Annotated in this window: 22 protein-coding genes and 1 pseudogene; 10 read left to right on the top strand and 13 right to left on the bottom strand. The window is 64.8% G+C overall.

Annotation, left to right across the window (positions count from 1 at the left end):
- Positions 1-131, bottom strand: a pseudogene (locus AB0I43_RS15930) (serine hydroxymethyltransferase); the annotation flags it as partial.
- Positions 132-379: 248 nt separating this feature from the next.
- On the bottom strand, positions 380-931 hold the full coding sequence (locus AB0I43_RS15925) for a TetR/AcrR family transcriptional regulator (protein ID WP_357432277.1): 552 nt from the start codon (positions 929-931) through the stop codon (positions 380-382).
- Between the two features lie 87 nt (positions 932-1,018).
- Between AB0I43_RS15925 and AB0I43_RS15920 the strand changes: the two genes are divergently transcribed.
- Complete coding sequence (locus AB0I43_RS15920; RefSeq protein ID WP_356973159.1) at positions 1,019-1,468, top strand: PaaI family thioesterase; 450 nt, start codon at positions 1,019-1,021, stop codon at positions 1,466-1,468.
- Between the two features lie 77 nt (positions 1,469-1,545).
- On the top strand, positions 1,546-1,689 hold the full coding sequence (locus AB0I43_RS15915; RefSeq protein WP_356973160.1) for a hypothetical protein: 144 nt from the start codon (positions 1,546-1,548) through the stop codon (positions 1,687-1,689).
- Between the two features lie 48 nt (positions 1,690-1,737).
- Here the strand turns inward: AB0I43_RS15915 and AB0I43_RS15910 are convergent, their stop codons facing one another.
- Positions 1,738-2,934 carry a DUF885 domain-containing protein gene (locus tag AB0I43_RS15910; protein ID WP_356973161.1) on the bottom strand — a complete coding sequence of 399 codons (1,197 nt, stop codon included), beginning with the start codon at positions 2,932-2,934 and terminating at the stop codon, positions 1,738-1,740.
- A gap of 214 nt (positions 2,935-3,148) precedes the next feature.
- On the opposite strand from AB0I43_RS15910, the gene coaA reads away from it, so the two are divergent.
- Complete coding sequence (coaA, locus tag AB0I43_RS15905) at positions 3,149-4,081, top strand: type I pantothenate kinase (protein WP_356973162.1); 933 nt, start codon at positions 3,149-3,151, stop codon at positions 4,079-4,081.
- A 55-nt stretch (positions 4,082-4,136) separates the two neighbouring features.
- Here coaA and AB0I43_RS15900 read toward each other — a convergent pair whose 3' ends face one another.
- From AB0I43_RS15900 to AB0I43_RS15890, 3 genes are all read right to left on the bottom strand, one after another.
- Positions 4,137-4,340, bottom strand: coding sequence for a cold-shock protein (locus AB0I43_RS15900; protein WP_067523410.1), 204 nt, complete (start codon positions 4,338-4,340; stop codon positions 4,137-4,139).
- A 143-nt stretch (positions 4,341-4,483) separates the two neighbouring features.
- On the bottom strand, positions 4,484-5,050 hold the full coding sequence (locus AB0I43_RS15895) for a hypothetical protein (RefSeq protein ID WP_356973702.1): 567 nt from the start codon (positions 5,048-5,050) through the stop codon (positions 4,484-4,486).
- Between the two features lie 60 nt (positions 5,051-5,110).
- Positions 5,111-5,899, bottom strand: a complete 789-nt coding sequence (locus AB0I43_RS15890; RefSeq protein WP_245365896.1) for an isoprenyl transferase — start codon at positions 5,897-5,899, stop codon at positions 5,111-5,113.
- 179 nt (positions 5,900-6,078) lie between these two features.
- Between AB0I43_RS15890 and AB0I43_RS15885 the strand changes: the two genes are divergently transcribed.
- Positions 6,079-6,702 carry a hemolysin III family protein gene (locus tag AB0I43_RS15885; protein WP_357432295.1) on the top strand — a complete coding sequence of 208 codons (624 nt, stop codon included), beginning with the start codon at positions 6,079-6,081 and terminating at the stop codon, positions 6,700-6,702.
- Positions 6,703-6,780: 78 nt separating this feature from the next.
- Positions 6,781-8,445, top strand: a complete 1,665-nt coding sequence (locus AB0I43_RS15880) for an adenylate/guanylate cyclase domain-containing protein (protein WP_356973164.1) — start codon at positions 6,781-6,783, stop codon at positions 8,443-8,445.
- Positions 8,446-8,447: 2 nt separating this feature from the next.
- Here AB0I43_RS15880 and AB0I43_RS15875 read toward each other — a convergent pair whose 3' ends face one another.
- Positions 8,448-8,939: an NUDIX domain-containing protein gene (locus AB0I43_RS15875; RefSeq protein ID WP_357432275.1), complete on the bottom strand. Its 492-nt coding sequence runs from the start codon at positions 8,937-8,939 to the stop codon at positions 8,448-8,450.
- 22 nt (positions 8,940-8,961) lie between these two features.
- On the bottom strand, positions 8,962-11,001 hold the full coding sequence (locus AB0I43_RS15870) for a thioredoxin domain-containing protein (RefSeq protein WP_357432273.1): 2,040 nt from the start codon (positions 10,999-11,001) through the stop codon (positions 8,962-8,964).
- 88 nt (positions 11,002-11,089) lie between these two features.
- Here AB0I43_RS15870 and AB0I43_RS15865 point away from each other — a divergent pair, with 88 nt between their 5' ends.
- Entirely contained in the window at positions 11,090-11,653 is a 564-nt protein-coding gene (locus AB0I43_RS15865) for an HD domain-containing protein (protein WP_357432271.1), read from the top strand.
- On the opposite strand, the gene AB0I43_RS15860 is transcribed toward AB0I43_RS15865, so the two are convergent.
- Complete coding sequence (locus AB0I43_RS15860; RefSeq protein WP_357432270.1) at positions 11,641-12,108, bottom strand: NUDIX domain-containing protein; 468 nt, start codon at positions 12,106-12,108, stop codon at positions 11,641-11,643. The two genes, AB0I43_RS15865 and AB0I43_RS15860, sit on opposite strands and share 13 nt — an antisense overlap.
- 17 nt (positions 12,109-12,125) lie before the next feature.
- Positions 12,126-12,857: a DUF5919 domain-containing protein gene (locus tag AB0I43_RS15855; RefSeq protein ID WP_357432268.1), complete on the bottom strand. Its 732-nt coding sequence runs from the start codon at positions 12,855-12,857 to the stop codon at positions 12,126-12,128.
- 159 nt (positions 12,858-13,016) lie between these two features.
- On the opposite strand from AB0I43_RS15855, the gene AB0I43_RS15850 reads away from it, so the two are divergent.
- The 4 genes from AB0I43_RS15850 to AB0I43_RS15835 are packed head-to-tail and all read left to right on the top strand — an operon-like array spanning position 13,017 to position 15,685.
- Complete coding sequence (locus AB0I43_RS15850) at positions 13,017-13,916, top strand: radical SAM protein (protein ID WP_357432266.1); 900 nt, start codon at positions 13,017-13,019, stop codon at positions 13,914-13,916.
- Entirely contained in the window at positions 13,909-14,475 is a 567-nt protein-coding gene (locus tag AB0I43_RS15845; RefSeq protein ID WP_357432264.1) for a hypothetical protein, read from the top strand. The genes AB0I43_RS15850 and AB0I43_RS15845 overlap by 8 nt, the downstream gene beginning before the upstream one ends.
- Entirely contained in the window at positions 14,462-15,109 is a 648-nt protein-coding gene (locus AB0I43_RS15840; protein WP_357432262.1) for a class I SAM-dependent methyltransferase, read from the top strand. The genes AB0I43_RS15845 and AB0I43_RS15840 overlap by 14 nt, the downstream gene beginning before the upstream one ends.
- Before the next feature lie 18 nt (positions 15,110-15,127).
- Entirely contained in the window at positions 15,128-15,685 is a 558-nt protein-coding gene (locus AB0I43_RS15835; protein WP_357432260.1) for a class IV adenylate cyclase, read from the top strand.
- 306 nt (positions 15,686-15,991) lie between these two features.
- Here the strand turns inward: AB0I43_RS15835 and AB0I43_RS15830 are convergent, their stop codons facing one another.
- From AB0I43_RS15830 to AB0I43_RS15820, 3 genes are all read right to left on the bottom strand, one after another.
- The gene (locus tag AB0I43_RS15830; protein ID WP_357432258.1) at positions 15,992-19,576 is read right to left on the bottom strand and encodes a Helicase associated domain protein; all 3,585 of its coding nucleotides are present in this window, start codon (positions 19,574-19,576) and stop codon (positions 15,992-15,994) included.
- A 793-nt stretch (positions 19,577-20,369) separates the two neighbouring features.
- Complete coding sequence (locus AB0I43_RS15825) at positions 20,370-20,969, bottom strand: hypothetical protein (RefSeq protein WP_357432256.1); 600 nt, start codon at positions 20,967-20,969, stop codon at positions 20,370-20,372.
- On the bottom strand, positions 20,966-21,262 hold the full coding sequence (locus AB0I43_RS15820) for a hypothetical protein (protein WP_357432254.1): 297 nt from the start codon (positions 21,260-21,262) through the stop codon (positions 20,966-20,968). Before AB0I43_RS15820 ends, AB0I43_RS15825 begins: the two co-directional genes overlap by 4 nt.
- Between the last annotated feature and the right edge of the window lie 46 nt (positions 21,263-21,308).

The raw sequence follows: 21,308 nt of genomic DNA, 5'->3' as shown, positions 1-21,308 counted from the left end.
ACGAAGTTCTCCGAGGCGATCATCTCGAGGGTGTCGCGTTCGCGGGCGAGCTCGCCGGCCATCGCGGCGGCCAGCTCCGGATCGAGCTCACCGAGAGATTGGGTATTGACAGAGGCGGTCGTCTGCGTCACGACGCCGAGTGTATTGGCCTGGTCCGCGTTGTCGGGCACGGGGCTCTACCTCCCTGATCCGGGCGCGGGGGTAGCCCTCGCCCATGGCCGGCACCCAGGCGCGCGGTGCGGGCGGTGTTGCTTCCCGGTGGTTACCTCCACCTCGAGAGCGCCAGTCGCGGTTTGCCCAGCTTATCGGGGGCGGTGCGGGCGGTGTCGGCTGGGCCCTCTGGGTCACCTCCACCTCGAGAGCGCCAGTCGCGGTTTGCTCAGCGCAGCAGAGGCCCGAGGGTGGCCCGCACATCGTCCAGCGGGCGCACCGATTTGGTGGCGCGGGATTGGACGATCGCGCCCTCCATGGCGCTGAGCACCAGGCTCGCGAGCGGTCGCGCTCGCTCCGCAGGCACGCCGTAGCCGGTCAGCGCGTCGGCCAGGCGGGTGTTCCATTCGCCGAAGACCACTCCGGCGGCGGCCTGCACGCCGGGCTCCGCTTCGGCGAGCGCGGCACTGACCACCGGGCAGCCGGCGGCGAAATCGCTGGTGCGCAGGGCCTTCTTCCACCAGCCGACCAATCCGGCGAGCCAGTCCTCGGGCGATCCGGTGGCGGTCACCCGGTCGAAGACCGCGGACATGCGCTCGCCGGCGACGCGGGTGGCCTCGGCCACGAGTTCGGCCTTGCCGGCAGGGAAGTGCTGGTACAGCGAGTTGCGGGAGGCGTTGCTGCGTTCGAGCAGTGCGGACAGGCCGGCCCCGGGCACGCCCTGCTCGCGCACCAGCTCGATGGCGCTCTCGATCAACCGGGTACGCGGGCCCGCGGTCATGGGCTCTCCTTGCCTTCGTGAACCGATCGGTCCATACTCCCATCATGTCATGTGGACCGATCGGTTCACAGAGAGGATGGAGCCCCGATGACCACCGCCGAGATCGATTACTCGAAGCTGTCCGGCCTCGAACTCCTGCGCACCGCCATGACCATGGAGAACCGCCCCCGCTTCATCGGCGACCTGCTCGGCATGCAGGTCGAGGAACTCGAACACGGGCGCGTGGTCTTCGCTCTGGAGACCCGCCCGGATTTCGCCAACCCGCTCGGCAGCACCCACGGCGGCATCTGCGCCACCCTGCTCGACTCGGTGATGGGCTGCGCCGTGCACACCACCCTGGAAGCGGGCGTGGGCTACACCACCCTCGAACTGAAGGTGAACTACATCCGCGGCGTGCCCACCGACGGCCGCCGGCTCACCGCCACCGGCAGCACCATCCACGTCGGCCGCACCACCGCCACGGCCGAGGGCCGCGTGCTCGACGACCAGGGCCGCCTGGTCGCGCACGCGACCACCACCTGCGTCATCTTCCGGTGAGCCATCGATCCTGCTGCCCCAGCTTTTGGGGGCGCGGACAGCGGTAACGAAACGGGGTGTGACCAGCGGTGCACCGGATGGAAGTCACTCCGTTCGACGAAGGAAAACCGATGCTGAATCTGGTCGCCGTGCCCACCAACCCGCTCGACGGACTGCTGCGCGTGCTCTCGCAGCTGGTGTGCACCATCTCCTCCGGCGGGAACTGCGCCGTCATCCAGTAGCGCAGGCGCAGTCGAAGGTCCGGCATCGCGACGGTGCCGGGCCTTCGCTCACTGCCGCCGGATCGCGCCCGGGGTGAGCGGCTCGTCGAGCAGGCGGCGGAACCGATCCGCGCGTTCGCCGGCGTCGCCCGCGCGATCCAGCCAGCCGCCGAGCAGCCGGTAGCCCTCCACGTAGGTGCTGATGTAGGCCCGCCACAGCGGCGAGGACAGGAAGCGCAGCGACTGCCGCGCCCGATCCGGCGTGGCCAGCGACCACCGCTGCAGGAACTCCGCCACCTCGGTCTCGTCGCGATGCCGATCGTGCAGCAGCAGCGCCGCGTCCTGCCGCACCCCGAGCAACTTGGCCGAGGCGGTGGACAGGCGCTCGGCGCGTTCGCCGTCGAACCGCAACCCCAGATCGGCGTAGATCTCCTGCGCCCATTTCCCCCAGCCCGGCCCGACGATCGAGCGCAGCGCCAGATCCGCGAGCCCCTCGGCCATCAGGCACTGCGGGGTGTTGACCAGGAACAGCGTCTGCTCGGCCTGGCCCGCCGCGACCAGGCCCGCCTCCTTGCGGCAGTGCTCGGTGTGGTGTCCGGGGTAGGACTCGTGCGCGATCAGGCTGGGCAACATCGCCATGTGCTGCTTGAGATCGGAGTTGATCGCGACCCGGGAGTGATAGTTGCCCAGGTAGTAGTTGAATCCGGACCACGGCTTGTCCCCGACGACCTCGTAGGTGACGTGCTCGTGGTCGGGCAGCGGGTAGCGTTCGCGGACCAGCTCGCGCAGCGCCGAGGAGAACGCCTCGACGCAGACCTGCAGGCGCGCGGGCGGGATCTCGTCCCGGAACCGATGGGCGGCCACCCGCTCGGCCAGCGGCCCGGGGCCGGGCAGTACCTCCTCCATCAGCCGGTGCGCTTCGCGGTAGTCCTCGGTGTCGCCCGGCGCGATCTCGACGTCGAAGTAGTCGCGCACCTCCTCGACGAAGCCGATGTCGTCGCCGGCGAACTTGCGGGCCGAGGTCGCCAGCGCGCGCAGGTGCACGTCCAGGAACTCGGTGCGCTCGGGCGCCAGGCCCGCGTCGGGTAGTTCGGCGCGCAGCGCGACGGCGCGACGCGCCAGGGCGCGTGGGTCGGGCGCGGGCGCGTTCTGGACCTCGCGGCGCAACTCCGGGGCACCGGTGTAGGCATCGACGAAGCCCTCTTCGAGCTGATCGAAAGCCAGGCCGAGCCGCAGATAATCGGTGACGAGGGGATGCGCTTCCATGGACGTCAACCCTAGTGGCTGACAGCCCGGACCACCTGCGGTTACCAATGGGTAGCGGTACCCCCCGTTTCACACACTCGTGCGGCAGAGGACAATTCGTCCATGCGGCGACAGCTAGACCGGAACTCACAGCGGTGTCCCGGCACCTGTGCGTGTTATTCGGAGCGGGCCCGGGGGATGGCAGCCGCCGCAGCGGGCGAGGCGGGTTAATACAGTGGCGAAGATGAGCGAGCCGAGTCCGTACGTGGAGTTCGATCGAAGCCAGTGGCGAACACTGCGCAAATCGACTCCCCTGGTGCTCACCGAGGAAGAACTGATCGGCCTGCGCGGTCTGGGCGAGCAGATCGACCTCGAGGAGGTCGCGGAGGTCTACCTGCCGCTCGCTCGTCTCATCCATCTCCAGGTGGCTGCCCGGCAGCGGCTGTTCGCCGCGACCGCCACCTTCCTCGGGGAGAAGCACCCGGACCAGCAGGTCCCGTTCGTGATCGGCGTCGCGGGCAGCGTGGCCGTCGGCAAGTCCACCACCGCGCGTGTGCTGCAGGCGCTGCTGGCCCGCTGGGAGCACCACCCCCGGGTCGACCTGGTCACCACCGACGGATTTCTCTACCCGACAGCGGAATTGACCCGGCGCGGGATCATGCATCGCAAGGGTTTCCCGGAGAGCTACGACCGCCGCAAGCTGCTGCGCTTCGTCACCGAGGTGAAATCCGGGGCGGCCGAGGTCTGTGCGCCGATGTACTCGCACATCTCCTACAACATCGTGCCGGACAAGTTCCACTGCGTGCACCAGCCCGACATCCTCATCGTCGAGGGCCTGAACGTGCTGCAGACGGGGCCGCGCCTGATGGTGTCGGACCTGTTCGATTTCTCCATCTACGTCGACGCCCGCATCGAGGACATCGAGAACTGGTACGTGCAGCGGTTTCTCGCGCTGCGCGAGACCGGCTTCGCCGATCCCAGGGCGCATTTCCACCACTACGCGAATTTCACCGACGAGCAGGCGACCGCCGCGGCGAAGGAGATCTGGAACTCCACCAACCGCCCCAACCTGGTGGAGAACATCCTGCCGACCCGCCCGCGCGCCACGTTGGTGCTGCGCAAGGACGCCGATCACAGCATCAATCGGATCCGGCTGCGCAAGCTCTGAACACGCAGAAGGCCCCGCACCCGAAGGTGCGGAGCCTTACCAAGCTGAGTTGAAATCAGATGGCGCGGACGTCCTGGGCCTGCGGCCCCTTCTGTCCCTGGCCGACCTCGAACTCCACGCGCTGGCCTTCTTCAAGGGACTTGAATCCCGAGCCGGACACCGCCGAGTAATGAACGAAGACGTCAGGACCGCCACCGTCTTGCGCGATGAAGCCGAAGCCCTTCTCGCTGTTGAACCACTTCACACTGCCTTGAGCCATTTGGTATTCATTCTTTTCTGTAGATGAGCCGGACAGATCACTTCAATGAGCCCGTACTCACTCGTCCACGATGTCACGGATCCGGCGGGAAAGCGAACGGTGTGAGCCAAAGCTCCCTTTTCATCCCACGATTCTCAGGAGGCTCACAGTTTCCAGGCCGCATCCAGGCGCGCGGCGACGTCGATGTCGCGCGCCGCGGCGATGTGCGGCTTGCGGATCTCCTGCGCGATGTAGCGCGCGACGAAGCGGCGGATCTCGTGATCGACGCTGGCCAGGATCCGAAGCAGCTGTGCGCGAACGGTTTCGGCTTCCACACTGATCCGGACATCGCTGGGCCGGGGTTCGGCGATATCGATGACGATCCGCAGCGGATCGGCGGTGCGGGCGGTCAGATGCAGGTGCAGGGTGCCCGCCACGTCGAAATTGTGGCGGTCGACGGTCAGGTCGATCAGCAGGTCGACGCCGAGCGGGATGACGAGCTCGAAAGTGATGATCTCGTCGAGATAGCGGGTGAGGCGGGGTTCGCCCAGCTGGACCTCGGCGCTGACCTTGGCCAGTCGGCCCGGCCCGACCCCGATCGGGCCGAAATCGAAGGCGGCGCCGGTCAATTGACCGAAGGCGGCGAGAATCCGGGCTTCGGAGACCGCGTACTCCAGGAAGCGGCGGCCGAAATCCTCGTAACTGATGTAAGGCACCGTTTCGTCCACGATTCGGAAGTTACGCGACTCCGGGACGGCGGAACGGAGAAACGATGGAACCCGGGGTACCGGTTAAACCCCGAACCGCCGATGCCGGGCCGCGTAGTCGCGTAGCGCCCGCAGGAAGTCGACCCGGCGGAACTCCGGCCAGTACGCCTCGGTGAACCAGATCTCGGAGTAGGCGCTCTGCCAGAGCAGGAATCCGGACAGGCGCTGCTCGCCCGAGGTCCGGATGACCAGATCCGGATCCGGCTGGCCGGAGGTGTAGAGGTGCTGGCCGATCGCGTTCACCGTGATCGACTGGACCAGATCCTCGCCGTGCTCGCCGGCCGCGATCTCCTGGCGCACCAGTTTTCGGACCGCGTCGGTGATCTCTTGCCGGCCGCCGTAGCCGACTGCCACGTTGACGTGCACGCCGTCGCGCCCGTCCGTGCGTTCGGCGGCGGTGCGCAGCCGCTTGGCGATCAGTTCCGGGAACCCGTCGAGCGTGCCGACGATGCGCACGCTCCAATTCTGTTCCGGCGCCGAGAGTTCCTCGACGACATCGGTGATGACCTCGAAGAGCGTCTCCAGCTCTTCGGGATCGCGCTGCAGGTTCTCGGTGGAAAGGAGGTAGACGGTGACCATCTCGATGCCGACCTCGGCACACCAGCCCACCAATTCGGCGATCTTCAGCGCGCCGACCCGGTGGCCGTGACTCACGTCGGTGAAACCGTTTTCCCGGGCCCAGCGGCGATTACCGTCGCACATGACGGCGACGTGTCTGGGATGTTGTTTGCCGGCCAGCTGTTTGGACAGCCGGGCCTCGTAGATGCGATAGGGCAGGCCACGCACCCGACTCGGAAACTCCACGGCGTCCAACCCTACGCCCCACCGGGCCGATCCCGGCAACGACGGCGTGCACTGGCCACCGCAATGAACCTACGGTACCGTAGGTTACTCACCAGTCCACTAGGAGATCGCTCGTGTCCGAAGCAGGCAACGCCACCGAACTCGCGCAATCCGGCGAAACTCTGGTGGACGCACTGGTCAAACCCCGCATGCGCGGGTGGATCCACACCTGGGCCGTCGGCATCGCGTTCATCGCGTGCGCGGTGCTGGTGAGCAAAGCCGCCACCATCTCGGCGACCGCGGGGTGGTCGACGCTGGTCTACGGCGTCACCGTCTGCCTGCTGTTCGGGGTCAGCGCGGTCTACCACCGGGTGACCTGGCCGACCGTCGAGAAGCGCATCCAGATGAAGCGCGCGGACCACTCGATGATCTTCCTCTTCATCGCCGGCAGCTACACGCCCTTCGCTCTACTCGGCCTGCCCGGCCGGACCGGGAAGATCCTGCTCGCGGTGGTGTGGGCGGGCGCGCTGGCCGGCGTCGCGCTCAAACTGCTCTGGCCGACGGCGCCGCGCTGGGTCGGGGTGCCGCTGTATCTCCTGCTGGGCTGGGCCATCGTTCCGGTCGCGGGCCAGCTGCACACCGAGATCGGCATCGCGCCGCTGATCCTGCTGCTGATCGGCGGCCTGATCTACAGCGCCGGCGCGATCCTCTACGCCACCAAGTGGCCGAACCCGTGGCCGGCGGTCTTCGGGCACCACGAGTTCTTCCACGCCGCGACGGTGCTCGCGGCGCTGACCCACTACATCGCGATCTGGATGGTCGTTCTGCGCTGAAAGTTCGGTGTCCGAGCACCTGACGTCGGTCCCGCGCAATAAAGTCGGCACGGAACTCCGACTAGCGGACGGCAGACGATGGCAGAGCGAGACGTGGACGGCGCGGACACCGATGACGGTGCGTCCGGCGAGGCCGTCGTGCACCTCGCTCCACCGGCCAACCGATTCCGGCGGGTGATCGCCTGGCTGGTGCTCTGGGCGCTGCGGGCGCGCTGGGGCCTGGCCGCGGTGGTGATCACCGCCAATCTCAGTGGCCTGGCCGTCATCGTCACCCAGCTCTGGCTCAGCAACTTCTTCGACAAGCTGGGCGAGAGCTGGCTGCGCACGATGGCCTGGGTCTCGATCTATCCCACGATCGGGTTCCTGCTGGGCGTCGGGCTGGCCATCCGGGACCGCAACGTCTATTTCGGCTGGTTCGACCAGGCCCGCAAGCCGACGCCGGAGGAGGCGCGGCGGCTGCTGCGGCTGCCGCTGGCCATCACGCTGCGCGCACTGGCGATCTGGATACCCGGCGTGATCGTGGCCGCGGCGGTGTTCACCCACGCCACCGCCTACGACGATCGCGGCGTGGTGGCGGCGCTGTTCATCATCGGCGCGCTGGAATCGGCGGGCATCACCTTCCTGGTGGTGGACCGGCTGATCCGGCCCACCATCCCGATCCTGGCGCGGGTGCTCGGCGCGACCATGCACTGGAGTTCGTCGGTGCTGGTGCGGGTGGTGCTCAGCTGGGCGGTCGCCGGGGCGCTGCCGCTGATGATGCTGATCGTGGTGCTGGCCGATCCGGCGTCCTCGGCGCAGGATCGCGTGCGCACCGCCATCTACCTGTCCTCGGTCGGCCTGGTCATCGGGGCGCTCGCGACCGCCCTGCTCGCGCTGGCGGTCGCCTCCCCGATCCGGATGCTGCGCCAGGCGCTGGACCGGATCACCAAGGGCGAGTTGAACGTCCGGGTGCCGATCGGCAGCACCAGCGAGATCGGCCGGCTGGAGCACTCGGTCAACGAGCTGGCCGCGAATCTGCGCGAACGGCAGCGGATGCGCGACCTGTTCGGCCGGCACGTCGGCGCCGAGGTGGCCGAGCGGGCGCTGGCCGAGCACAGCGTCGAACTCGCGGGCGACGTGCGCGAGGTGTCGGCGCTGTTCGTCGATGTGACCGGTTCCGTCGCGCTGGCCACCGGGCTGACCCCGCAGGAGTTCGTGGCCAAGCTGAACCGGCTGCTCGCCATCGTCGTGGCGGCGACCGAGGAGAACAGCGGGCTGGTCAACAAGTTCGAGGGCGACGCGGCGCTGTGCATCTTCGGCGCGCCGATCGCACTGGACGACAACGCCACTCCCGCTTTGCGCGCGGCCCGGCGGATCCGGGACGAGGTGCTCGCCGGCGGCGAACTCGACATCGGGATCGGGGTCGCGCGCGGGCAGGTCTTCGCCGGTGACATCGGGTCCGATACCCGCCTGGAGTACACCGTCATCGGCGACGCGGTGAACGAGGCGGCCCGCCTGACCACCGAGGCCAAACGGGCGCCGCGCCGAATCCTGGTGAGCAGCAACGTCGTCGACGCCGCCGCGGCGGCCGAGCAAGCCAAATGGCAGCACTACCAACGGATTCACCTGCGCGGGCGGACCGAGCCGACCTCCTCGTGGACCGACGTCGACTACTCGGACCGCATCGTCGAGACCGGGGACACGGCCGAGCTCCTGATCGTCGGCGAAACCGGCGCCACCGTCGAGATCTCCGGGAATCCGTAGGCTCAGCGCCAGGGCAGCCGCACCGGCTCGGCCGGAAGGTCGTCGCGCAGCAGGCGTTCCAGCAGTGTGGCCAAGCCCAGCGGGAAGACGCGGTCGGGTGTTTCGCGCAGCTCCGGCAGCGGCCACCAGCGGTGCCCGGACAGGGCGTCGCGCTCGACCTCCTGGTGACCGGAGATGTCGACTTCGAAGGCGGCGGCGCGCAGGAAGAAGTAGGAGTCGGTGGCGTCGTAGTCGGTGCCGTCGTCGGCGGTCCACGGCCCGGCGCTGACCGCGACGACCGGGCTCAGGCGAGCCGGGTCGGCGCGATAACCGGTCTCCTCGAACAGTTCTCGCACAGCACCGGCCGCCGGCGTCTCCCCCGGGTCCAGACCACCGCCGGGGGTCAGCCAGCCCGTCACCTCCTCGAACGGGAGCGGCGGCCGGAACCGGAAGAGCAGGACGCGATCCTCGGGGTCGACGAGAATGATCCGGGCCGTGGCGCGCGGGATACCCATGGGGTGATCCTATGGCCGGTGATCACCGCCCGGACAGCGCGCGCCGCAGGTCCTCGGGGTCGGTCACCGGCAGATCGCAGACGGTGCCGCGACAGACGTAGGCCGCGGGCTGTCCGCCGACTACCGGCCTTTCAGCGAGCAGCGGGACCGAATCGGCTGCGGCGGTGATGATCACCGTGCCGCCGGGGGCCGTGCTGCGTGCCGTCGCGGCCAATCGGCTTGCCGCGCCGGGGTTGTCGGGAGCGGCGGCGATCGCGACCTGGAGCGGGCCGTGCAGTGCGGCTTCGGCGACGGTCAGCCACTGCCCGGCCGAGCGCGGGGCGCGGGCCAGGACGACAGCGGCGCGACCGAGGGTCTGGTCGGCCAATTCCCGGTAGCGCACCGCCTGTTCCGGCGCACTGAGCGCCGACGCGGTGAGCAGCGCCTCCGCCAGGGTGGACGCGCCCGCGGGTGTCGCGCCGTCGATCGGGTCGCGCGGGCGGGTGACGAGGACCTCGGCGTCGTCGGCGGTGTCGAACCAGCTGCCGGGTGTGTCCGGATCGGCGAAATGCTGGATCGCCTTGTCCAGCACGGCTTGTGCGTGGTCGAGCCAGTCCGGCGCGCCGGTCACCTGGTGCAGGGCGAGCAGACCGGTGACCAGCCAGGCGTAGTCCTCCAGCACGCCCGGAGCGGAGCCGACCGCGCCACCGAGCGAGGCGCGGCGGACGCGGCCGTCCACCACGTGCTCGGCCAGCAGGAAGCGTGCGCAGTCCGCGGCGGTGGTGATCCAATCCTCTTGCCGCAGAATCGCTCCCGCCTCGGCGAGGGCGGTGATCGCGATGCCGTTCCAGGCGGTGACCACCTTATCGTCGCGGGCGGGCTGGGGCCGGCGATCGCGGGCGCGCACCAGGGCGGCCCGGATCCGATCGAAGCGCTCCCGATCGTCGGGATCGCGGTAGCGCGTGAGCACCGAGGTGCCCTGCTCGAAATTGCCCGCGGTGGTCACGCCCAGAAGTTCCGCGGCCCAGGCGCCGTCGATGGGTCCCAGTTCGCCGATCAACTCCGCGGGCGTCCACACGTAGGTCGCGCCTTCGACGCCGGGCCCGTCCGGTTCGAGGTGGGTGTCGGCGTCCAGCGCGGACGCGAAGCCGCCCTGCTCGGTGCCGAGATCGTCCAGCAGGAACTGCACGATCTCCCGGGTGACCCGCTCGGCCAGGTCGGCCTCTGCGGCGCGGCGCGCCAAATGCGCGTACCCGCGCAGCAATTGGGCGTTGTCGTAGAGCATCTTCTCGAAATGCGGCACCACCCAGGCAGCGTCGACCGAGTACCGCGCGAAACCGCCGCGCAGCTGGTCGTAGATGCCGCCGCGGGCCATCGCCTCGGCGGTCCGCGTCACCCCACCCAGCACCTCCGGATCGCCCGTGCGTTCCGCACTGCGCAGCAACCCGATCAGCAGCGCCGACGGCGGAAACTTCGGTGCCGCACCGAATCCGCCGTGCTCCCGGTCCTCGTCGCGCAGCACCGCCGCCACCGCGTGATCGAGCAGTTCGGCCGTCACCGCGAGATCGGCGTCCGGCAGCCCCGCCGCCTGCGCCCGCAACGCCTCCGCCACCTGCCCCGACGCCTTGTGCACCTCGTCCCGCCGATTCCGCCAGGTATCGGCCACCGCCTCCAGCAACTGCGTGAACGACGGCATCCCACCACGCGGCACCTTCGGGTAGTACGTCCCGCAATAGAACGGCTCCCCCGCCGGCGTGAGGAAACACGTCATCGGCCACCCACCCTGCCCGGTCATCGCCACGGTGGCATTCATATACACCGCGTCCAGATCCGGCCGCTCCTCCCGATCCACCTTGACGCACACGAAGTTCTCGTTCATCACCGCCGCGGTAGCCGCGTCCTCGAACGACTCGTGCGCCATCACATGGCACCAGTGACAACTCGCGTACCCGATCGACAGCAGGATCGGCACATCCCGCTCGGCCGCCTCGGCCAGCGCCGCGGCGTCCCACTCCCGCCAATCCACCGGGTTGTTCGCATGCTGACGCAGGTAAGGCGAGGTCGCACCGGCCAATCGGTTCATTGCTCCAGCCTCGCACATCTCGCCATTTCGAGGAGACGGACACTGTGAGTCCCAACCGCTATGGCGATGAACTCGATAGCCTGGCCGGATGGTCCCCGTACCGTATTGGGCCTGGCATATCGCCAGTTCGGAGTTGGAAACTGTGCTGCCCAGGCGCTGGGCACACACGCAGGGAGTAGCTAAGGCGGCCGTAGCCCTCGCTGCCCGGCTCCACTGTGAAACAGAACTGCTGACTGCAGCCGCCGTTCTGCATGACGTCGGGTATGCGCCGAGGCTGGCCGCAACCGGCTTTCACCCCTTGGACGGTGCCCGCTTCCTTCGTGATCAACATCAGATCGATGAACGAGTAGTGTGCTTGGTCGCGAATCACACATGTGCGCTGCTCGAGGCCCAGGAAAGAGGTCTACAAGAGCAACTGACCTCCGAATTTCCCGCGCTCGACCATCCGGTGCTGACCGACGCGCTTATCTACTGCGACATGACGACCACGCCGGACGGAATGCCGACCGGGCCCGATAGGCGTATTGGAGAGATCCTGAGTCGCTATGGCCCCGATTCCGTTGTCGGCAGGTTTATTCGACGCGCAGAGCCGGAAATCCTCGCCGCAGTCGGTCGGATCGAGGCTACGCTGTCAACCGCTCAGCCGAGGTAAGGATAGTTACCGGACAGGTAGTCGCCGATCTGCTGACGCATGCTCGGATGGATATCCAGGCCATCCAGTTCGGCGGGATTTGCGAATATGACGCCGTCCGCTTCGTCGTTGATGGTGGGTTCTCCGGCGACCGGGCGGCCGATATAGCAGTTCTCGTACTGCTGGCGGATCTCTCCGTCGGTGTAGGCGACGATATGGTTGGGGTTGCTGTACACACCGAGAAAGCCGGTGATCTCGGCCGTTATCCCTGTCTCCTCTTTACACTCTCGGATCGCGCACTCGGCGGCCGTTTCGCCCATGTCCATCGCCCCGCCTGGCAAGGCCCATTGTCCGGTGTCGCGTCGGCGCTGGAGCAGGATTGCTCCGGACTCGTCGGTGACCAACAGATTGCATGCCACCACAAGCGAGTTCGGTTTGGGTGCCTTCGGGTCGTTGTAGTACTCGATCCTGCCCATGATCGGCCTCTCGTTCGTCAGGGTGTCCAGGGCTGCGCGTCAGCCCAGATCGCGTCGAAGCTTTCGGTGTAGCTGTCGAACCAGCCGGCTTCATCAACACGCCTGAGCTGAAACACTGGATTCGCGCTCGCGGGCTGTCCCCATATGTGCGGGTTGACCAGAAGGTTCTCGTCGTAGCGGAACAGCGAGTTGTACAGGGTTGTGTCGTGTAATCGAATCTCGCATCTCTCCGTTGCCAACAGCGACCGGTAGTAGGTCAGCGAGGCGCGGACCTTTGCCGCAAGGGTGTCGCCAATGCCCTCTTCATGCCCTCTGGTCACCACGGCCTGCCCGCAAGGGTTCCCGAAGCAGAGACGCACCCGAGCACCGCAGGCTGCTCGTTCGGCGAGCATCCGCACCACCTGGGGATTCGTCTGAACGAAGAACGTTCCCGAGAAGATCAACACATCGATCTGCTCGGTAGCGTCGCGCAGCAGTGACAACCACACTTCCCGAGGTACTTCAGCGCGATTGGGGTAGGTAGCAACCAGTTCCGCGTTCCTCGGAACCGGCGGAGTCTCCGGCACCGGCGGCCACAGGAAGTCCTCCTCGACGCGGAGGTGATGAGCGACATGGTGACGATGCTTCGGGTGCGGCACTCGCCCACCGAGCCACCGACCGACCGTCTTCGGGTCAACCCCGCACACCTCAGCCAGCCGCTCGGGCCGGACGCCTCGTTGCAGCAACACGCTCTGAAGACGGTCGTTCACAACTCCATGGAAGCCGACGCACTCAGCATCGGCAAGGCGATCACGAAGGGACGCCGGAAACGTCCCAGGACGTCTATCCGGCCGCCTCAAACGCGGTTACGCGGTCCCGTCCTGCCCGGACACGATGGCTGTCCACCCACAGAACTCAAGGGGGACAGCGTGATTGAACAGACCATCGGCATCCGCAAGATCAGGATGCTGTACCTACAGTTGCTCTACCGCTGCAACTACACTTGCCGCCACTGCTTCCACGGCGAACGATTGAAGGCACCGGATGCCTTCACCGCCGAACAGGCCTGCAACCTCATGCGGCTGATGCAGCAGCAGCACGACACCGAAGCCGTGACCCTCCTCGGTGGTGAGCCCTTCCTCTACAAAGAACTGGGCCACGTCGTCCGGTACGCGAAGCACACGCTCGGCCTGGCGGTCGACATCTGCACCAACGGCTACCGCATCGGCCCCCGCCTGCGGGACATTGCTCCGTGCGTCGATCTGCTCCGGGTCTCTCTGGAAGGGATCGGCAATACCAACGACCTCATTCGTCGGGCGGGCAGCTACACCGCCGCGCTCGAAACACTCACCCTTGCCCGTGATTTGGGTGTTCGAACTGGGGCGACCCTGACCGTGAACCGGTACAACATCGGCGAAGTGGTCGACTTGGCTCACATACTGGAAGCTCATGGCGTCACACAGCTGAAGCTGCACCAGCTACGCCCAGTCGGCAACGCCGCCCATTACCCCGAGATGCAGGTGACCGACCCGGCCGCGTATTCGACCCTGCGTAAGCAGATTCGGACAGCGGATCTCGGAATCGAGGTGATCCTGGACGACGACCTGTCCGGGGGCGCCGCCCCGGCGTGCGCCACGCCCTCGAACCGGCACGAAATCGACCGCATCGAATCGGACCCCCGCGGGGCGCTGACGATGTCGTGCAAGGCCGTGGGCAAGGATTCGCATGCGTTCTGGTACGACAAGGAAGCAGACCGGATCATTCATCGACCAGCAGCAAATGACGAAGTAGCACTGGGTATTCCGGATGTGGTGTACCGCCATGCCTAGACACCTGTTCGAGGCAATCGAAGGCTTGCCCGGCACTGGCAAATCGACGATCGCGCCGATGCTCGCCCACGCCCGTCAAGCGGTCCTCGTCCCCACCGTCCCGCCATTCTTCCAACCACTGCGCCGCGAGCTGGACGGCTACGAGAACGTGAACGCACGGATGTGCTTCTACCTGTCGGCACTCTTCACTGCCGTCGACCAGATCCGCCGCTACCTCGATGCAGGTATCCCCGTCGTTGTCGAAAGCTACTTCGCCCGCTGCTTGACCACCCACCGGGTATTCGGAGCCGACGTCGACGTGATCCTCCCGCGCAACCTGCCCCAACCCGTCATCTACCAACTCGTGTGCGAACCGCACGAACGACGAAAGCGCATCGCCGCACGAGCCAAACCAACCACCCGCTGGGACACCCTCAGCGAGCAGAACGCCGATCGCCTAGCCGGCGCCTACCTCCAGTTCCCCGTCCACCAGATCGAGACCAGCGGCCGTAGACCCGACCACGTGGTGCAAGCGATCCTGGACCTGAACGTGATCGGAGTCGACCGTGCCTACCGCTAGCCTCTGGGAACGCACCCTGACGTTCTTTCCTCAGTTCCTGCGAGCGCTCGAGGAACACTGTGAACCTGGTGCAACTGTCACAGTCATCGGCGCCAGCGACGGCAAGTTCGTCCTGCCGCTGGCTAAGGCAGGCTACGACGTGATCGCAGTCGAGCAAGATCCGATCGCGCTGAATGGGGGCGAGGTACTGCTACCCGTTTCCGGCATCGGATACGCACCGGGCTTGGTAGAACGGCTGGAAGTAGCCAACCTCCGCAACCAAGTCCGTATCGTTTGCTCAGACTTCCTCGAAGTCGCTCCCCCATACGTTGCCGCCGACGCCGTCTGGACTAGCTGTTCATGGCACTACAGCGCCAACCACAGACGCCCGCTGAGCGAATTCGTCAGGCGCATGCAACAACTCGTGCGGCCGGGAGGCGTCTTTGGGGCAGAGTTCATGATGCCGGTCGAATTACGACACCAAGCCATCGAGCACTACACCACGCCCGACCGACTCACCCCGTTCTTCGGTCCTCCCTGGAACGTGCTAGTGACGTTGCAGACCAACACGTTCACCGAACAAGCCCACGTGGGCCAATTGCAGGACCACACACACCGCATGGGCTTGCTGATCGCCCATCGACTGCCGAACTGAGAGGCGGACACAACAGCGATGAAGCACGAGTATGAGGCCAAGTTCTTGGGAGTGGATGTCGAGGCCCTGCGGTCGAAACTAACCGATCTCGGTGCCATTCGGAACTTCCCGCAAACCTTGCTCACCCGCAAGATATTCGAGAACGACGCATTGGCACGCGGAGCATGGGTGCGGCTCCGCAACGAGGGCACCCACTCGACCCTCACCCTGAAGCAGGTCACCGACGCCACGTCCATCAACGGCACCACCGAGATCGAGACCACGGTGGGTGATCTGCAAGCCATGGCAGAAATCTTGCTCAAGCTCGGTCTGCACCAGGTCAGGTACCAAGAGAACTACCGCGAAGAGTGGCAGCTGGACGAGGTCGTATTCGACTTGGACACCTGGCCTGGCCTGCCGACCTTCCTCGAGATCGAAGGCCCGAGCGAGACCTCCGTACGCAACGCGGCATCGCGGGTGGGGCTCGATTACACGGACGCACGATTCGGCAGCGTCGATGAGGTATACAAGACCGAAGCCGGGCGTGACATCCTCAGCGAGCCCACTCTACTTTTTAACGATTCATTGGCGGATTGACCGGCCTCAGCACGGCATACGAAATGGGCGCTACGGCTGAGGCGCACACGCATTCATGTCGCCGTCAATGGGCGATCGACAAAGCCTCGATGTCAGCGCACAAGTCTACTGCTGACATCGAGGATTCTGCGGCGCGAACGTACTGCAATACGACCCACGGTGAGAGCATGACCCCAACCCACGCCGGTGCCGAGCATGCTGCGGTTTGGTGGTCCGGTGCGGAAGATGAGGACGGCGCCGCAGAGGTGTTCAGGCCGACCGTTGATGGCCGCGGTGGGCCGTTGGACCGCCGCAGCAACATTGATCTCAACGCCAGCCGTGTAGGCCCAGTAGCCGCAGCTGGCGACTAGTGGAGAGTGCACCGTTGTTCTGTGTGCGCCGCTGGACCTTGCACCACTGCCCGAGCCGATAGCCCGTCTGGTCGACGTATGACTGAGGCACGCGAGCATGACCGTTCTCTGCAACGAAAACCGTCAGTCGCGCGAAACCCTTCTCCCACTGATCAGCAATCGGGTCCCAGGACCACATCGGCAAAGCCCTGAGCCGCTCCACCCGTTCAGCGGCGAGAGCATCCTTGGCAAATGCCACTCGCTGCGTGCTTACCCAACGCCCGAGGCTATAGCCCGTCCGGTCGACATATGACTGAGGCACGCGAGCATGACCGTTCTCTGCAACGAAAACCGTCAGTCGCGCGAAACCCTCCTCCCACTGATCAGCAATCGGGTCCCAGGACCACATCGGCAAAGCCCTGAGCCGCTCCACCCGTTCAGCGGCGAGAGCATCCTTGGCAAATGCGATTCGTTGTACCCCAACCCACTGCCCCAATCGGTAACTGCCGACGTTGTGCGACTTTGGAACTCGGGCGTGCCCATGCTCTTGTACGTACGCTACGAGCAAGCGAAAACCTTCCTCCCACTGGTCGGCATAGGGATCGAAGGTCCAGCCAGGTAAGGCCTTCAGCCGCGAAATCTTATCCGCCGTAAGAGATCCTGATGCGAATTTGTCACGTTGTTTGGCAACCCAATTCCCTAGGCGGTGGCCGTCGACGATGTACGGCTTCGGGACACACGCATGCCCGAATTCGTCGACGTATGCCTTGACCCGATCAAACCACTCCTCCCACCGGTCCGCGGGATTCCAGCCAGGCAGGGCTTGAAGCCGTTCTGCCCTTTCATTGGCGAGGACTCCTTTGGTGAGGTTTTGGCGCTGATTGGTAACCCACATTCCGAGCCGATGGCCTTCGATCGTGAATGTCTGCGGAACGCGCGCATGCCCGTATTCGCGGGTAAATGTCGTGAGCAACTGGAAGAATCTTTCCCATTGGTCAGAATCTGGGTTCCAGGACCAACCAGGCAGGACCCGGAGTCGGTCGACTCGATCCTGGTCGAGTTCATCTCTTGCGTATTTGCTGCGCTGGGCTTGGACCCAGCCTCCAAGACGGCACCCTTCGACGCTGTAAGATGTTGGGACGCAAGCGTCCCCGTGTTCCTCGATGTATGCCAGGAGTCGCTCGAATTTCACTTCCCACTGCTCGGCGCGGGGATCCCAGGTCCAACCAGCGAGGGCAACTAGCCGTACCTCTCGCTCAGGCAGACCGCGGTTTTCGGCATGATTGACGCGTTGCATCGTTACCCACGCGCCAAGTCGGAATCCGTCAATAACGTATGACTGCGGCACGCTCGCGTGCCCGTGCTGGTCGACGAAGGACACCAGCCGGGTGAATCCTTCTTCCCACTGAGCCGTGAGAGCGTCCCATGTCCAGTTGGGCACGTCGTCCAGGCGTTGTTTGCGCACGACATCCAACTGCCCTTTGCCGTGCTTGTGTCGCTGGGTAGCGACCCAAGAGCCGATGGCATGGCCATCGATCTTGTGGGTTGCTGGTATGAGCGCGTGCCCCTCCTGCTTGATGAACTGCTCGAGCAGACCAAGCCAGAACTCCCATGTGGCGGTGGTTTGTTCTACGAGACGCACATCGAACGCGTCAGCGAAATCGTGGGAGACGGTTGCAGGCAGATCGAGGACGATCTTGCCAGGAAGCTGGATGGAGCCTTCACCACCTTTGATGCCGAATTCGCGTCGAAGTTGATCGAGCGTCTCACCGAGACTGTCATCGTGGGCGCGAAGCGCTTGGATGACCTCCCAGACCGGTTTGAAGCTGGAGTCGTTGAGTGCGGTTTCGGGATTTTGGTCGGTGTCGACGAACACAGGGATGACGATGGTGCCAGTGGCCTTGTCGGTCGCAAGCCGGATGGCACGCCCGACTGCTTGCACTATGTCGACCTCGGATCGTCGGGGGTCGATGAACGCGACACCGTCGAGGGCCGGCACGTCGACGCCTTCAGTGAGGCAGCGTGCGTTTGTCAGCAGCGCACGGTCACATTCGTGAAGCCTGGCCAGGTGTTGGAGCAGAACGTGGCGTTTGCCGGTAGGCATTTCGCCGGAAGTGTGCTCAGCCCACAGTTTTCCTGACGGCCGATGATTCGGAGGCATCCAGTCGATCACCGCCGGCAATTCGGCAGCGAATGCTCGAGCTCGATTAACCCGCGAGTGGAAACTAATGGTGCGGCGCAAGTCGTAGCGATGCATGGCCTTAGCTAGACCAATCTGGCCGGCAAGCGTACGGGCGTCAGTGACCTTCTGCCCGTCAGTAGTAACGAGCCGGCGCTGTTCGGCCCAGTCACGGTAGGTTGCGTCGTCGACGCCAACGATGACAACGCGATAGTCGGTCAAGAATTTACGAGAAATTGCCTCGGCGAAACTGAGTCGGTGAAATACCGGCCCGAACTTGGAATGGTCGTCCATGGAAGCGATTTCGAAGTCAGCTTCCTTGGCCTCATCGACGACACGACCGGTGAAGAAGCGGGGGGTGGCGGTCACGAACAAGCGGCGGCGAGCTTCGATGAACTCGTTGTTGAGGATCGCGCCGAACTCCGAAGAGGTACGTCCAGCACAGCGATGTGCCTCATCGGCTATGACCAGGTCGAACGCTGGCACGCCCCCGAGGCCGAATGCGGCCGATATCTGTGGTGACGACTGGTACGTGGCGAACACGACCCGACGCCCCGAACTTCGGAGGAACGATGCGATCTCCGCGGGAGCGGTTCTGACGGGCCGGCCCAGATCGCTTGTAGTTGCAGTGATTGAGTCTCGGTCAACAACTGTTTTATCCGAGCACACTGCCAAGGGGACGAATCCCGTTGAGCTGTTAGCACTCCACTCGCGGAGTGTTTGCGCCAACAACGACAACGACGGCACCAGTACCAGGGTTCGCTCGGCGCCGAGTTCGTCGTTGATGTACAGACCAGTGAGGGTCTTGCCGGTACCGCACGCCATGATCAACTGCCCCCGACTGTTACCACTGTCGAAACCTCTCACCACCGCCTCAACCGCCGCCCGTTGATACGGGCGAGGTTGCTTGGGGACGACCGGTCGAGCGTGCAGATGGGATGGGGACTCTGGCCAGTCGATTTGGGATGCCTCAAGATCACCCCGGAGCAGGACAGCCGCTTGTTTTTCCTGGTCTGCGAGTGTGCGTTTGGCGGTGGCTCCGATCTGGTCAGTTGTCGCGATGAGCAGGCGAAACGAGAAGACTGAACGTGCGGACTCGGAGAGAAAGGTATCGACGTCACGTTTTGTGATCGAGGTGGTTTCCGCGTATGCCTTGGCTTGGATCGCCCACAGATTGCCATTGAGATCCGCAGCAACCAGATCTATTCCGGCGTCGCTGCCCCACTTGCCAGGCCAGTCGTTCCATAGCCACACCTCCCGAATGTCATGGGTGTATGCGGGATCGTGGGTCAGGAACCACTTGCAAATTCGCTCGAACTGGCCGCCTCTGCGAACGCTGTCGTCGGGGTCCAGTTGATCCAAGAGCTCCGTCAGTGTTGCCATACAACGGCTTCCTTACATCGACAGTCGAGCGGAAGAAGCGACGCTTCGCCCGAAGCGCAGGCGGCAAGCATCCCGGACCAGTATGTCCCCATAGCAACAGCCGCAGTGCTGTGGCGCGATGCTTCCAGCAGCTGCGCGGGACTAGTCAGTTACCTCATTATCGCTCCGACAGTCAGGCGCGCTACATGAACTTTCTGATCTCCAAAGAGCAGACGACAGTCACGAATATCCTTAGGCGACCGCATGAACGGGAGCGCAAGTTCGGCGATTCTGTCGGTCATCGCTGGGCCTGGCCCCCTGGGCCAACGTCCAAGCAAGAGCCTCATAAGGATCATGCCTAAGCGTCCGGAAGGTAGCGGGCTCGGCTTCCACCGTCGCTAGAATCTGCCCGCGGGTGCCTGCCTGGTCGCGTCGCATCCAGTATGGACATCCATTCAGCATCGCGAAGTCTGTTGTGCCACAAGCTTGATGACCACGTAGAAGAGCGAGGAATGTTGGGAGCCCGTCGGAGACAGATGGAAGAGAAGGGGCGCCGGAAACCCAAAGGTGGAACCTGCCGAATCTCCCTCTACAGAATCAAGAGCGGCGCGCATACGCGCGCCGCACGGGGTGCCCGCCCTCCCGCTCCGCTCCCGGGCCGGCACCCCGGCGGCAGAACCAGGATAGGAATCCAACCGTCCACAGCCACAACCCAGTCCGGTATCAAGCGGAGACACATACTTCCACTACTGCTAACACCCGGGCTTGAGGACTGCCGCGCCCTTCGGGCTTGCCGTGGGAGTCAGTAGCACTTCTAGGCTGGGCTCGCCATACCGCTTCCGCCACCGCCACCACCCCCACCACCGATCGCAATAACCCTGACTTCCTTCGTGTCGCTCCGGCGACTCCAGAGGAACGATCCAGGCACTACAAATGCGTCTATATCAAGGAGCGAGCCGTCCCCTCCGACCTGGAAAATCAGCATTGCGCCAGCGGCGCCCGAACCACCAACTCCGCCGTTGAGCAGGCCGGTACCACCCCCGCCCCCTCCCGCACCGAACCATCCGCCATTTCCGCCAGCACCACCACTGAACTGGTCTATGGAATCTTCAGCAGGCGTGACGACAGCCTCCAGCTCAATTTGGATGGTCTGCTGATAGCTTTCGCAGAGTCGCAGCCATTGAGAGTGGGCGGAGACATCGCCCTGAAGCGAAGCCTCAACAGTTTGCAAAATTCTACCCATTAAAAAGAATGTGTGGTCAGGGTATCTGCGGCAATACTTTCCACCTTCCACTGCTAACAGTGCGATCATTTGAGCATGAATTTCCGCGATCGACGCGTCGATTTCCACCCTGCCGAGATGCAGAACTTGCAACCGATACCGCCGAGCATGATTTAACGGAGTCGGGATCACGGATACGCCGAACCACCTTCCCCGCCACTCCCCATGCCTGCGCCGCCTCCGCCTCCACCTCCAAATATCCCCCCAGTCCCACCTTTCCCACCAACGGCGTTGATGGTGATCGTGAATGGTGGGGTGGCTATATCTGAGCGATCGAGTGCTCCAGATGACCAACGCCGATCGAGCTCAGCCATCAACTCGTCGCGGTATTTCTCAATTTCCTTACGAGTCAAGTTTTTCGACTGTCTAGTAGTCGAATCGAATTCATCGTGGTGATCGAAGCAAAGAAATACCAGGTCAGCCATGGACGTCTTGCTCGAATCTTGTCCGAGATGTGCCAGTTGCCCCTTT

The organism is Nocardia sp. NPDC050435, assembly GCF_040655395.1.
Taxonomy (GTDB): Bacteria; Actinomycetota; Actinomycetes; order Mycobacteriales; family Mycobacteriaceae; genus Nocardia.
This window is presented reverse-complemented; position numbering and strand designations above follow the sequence as displayed.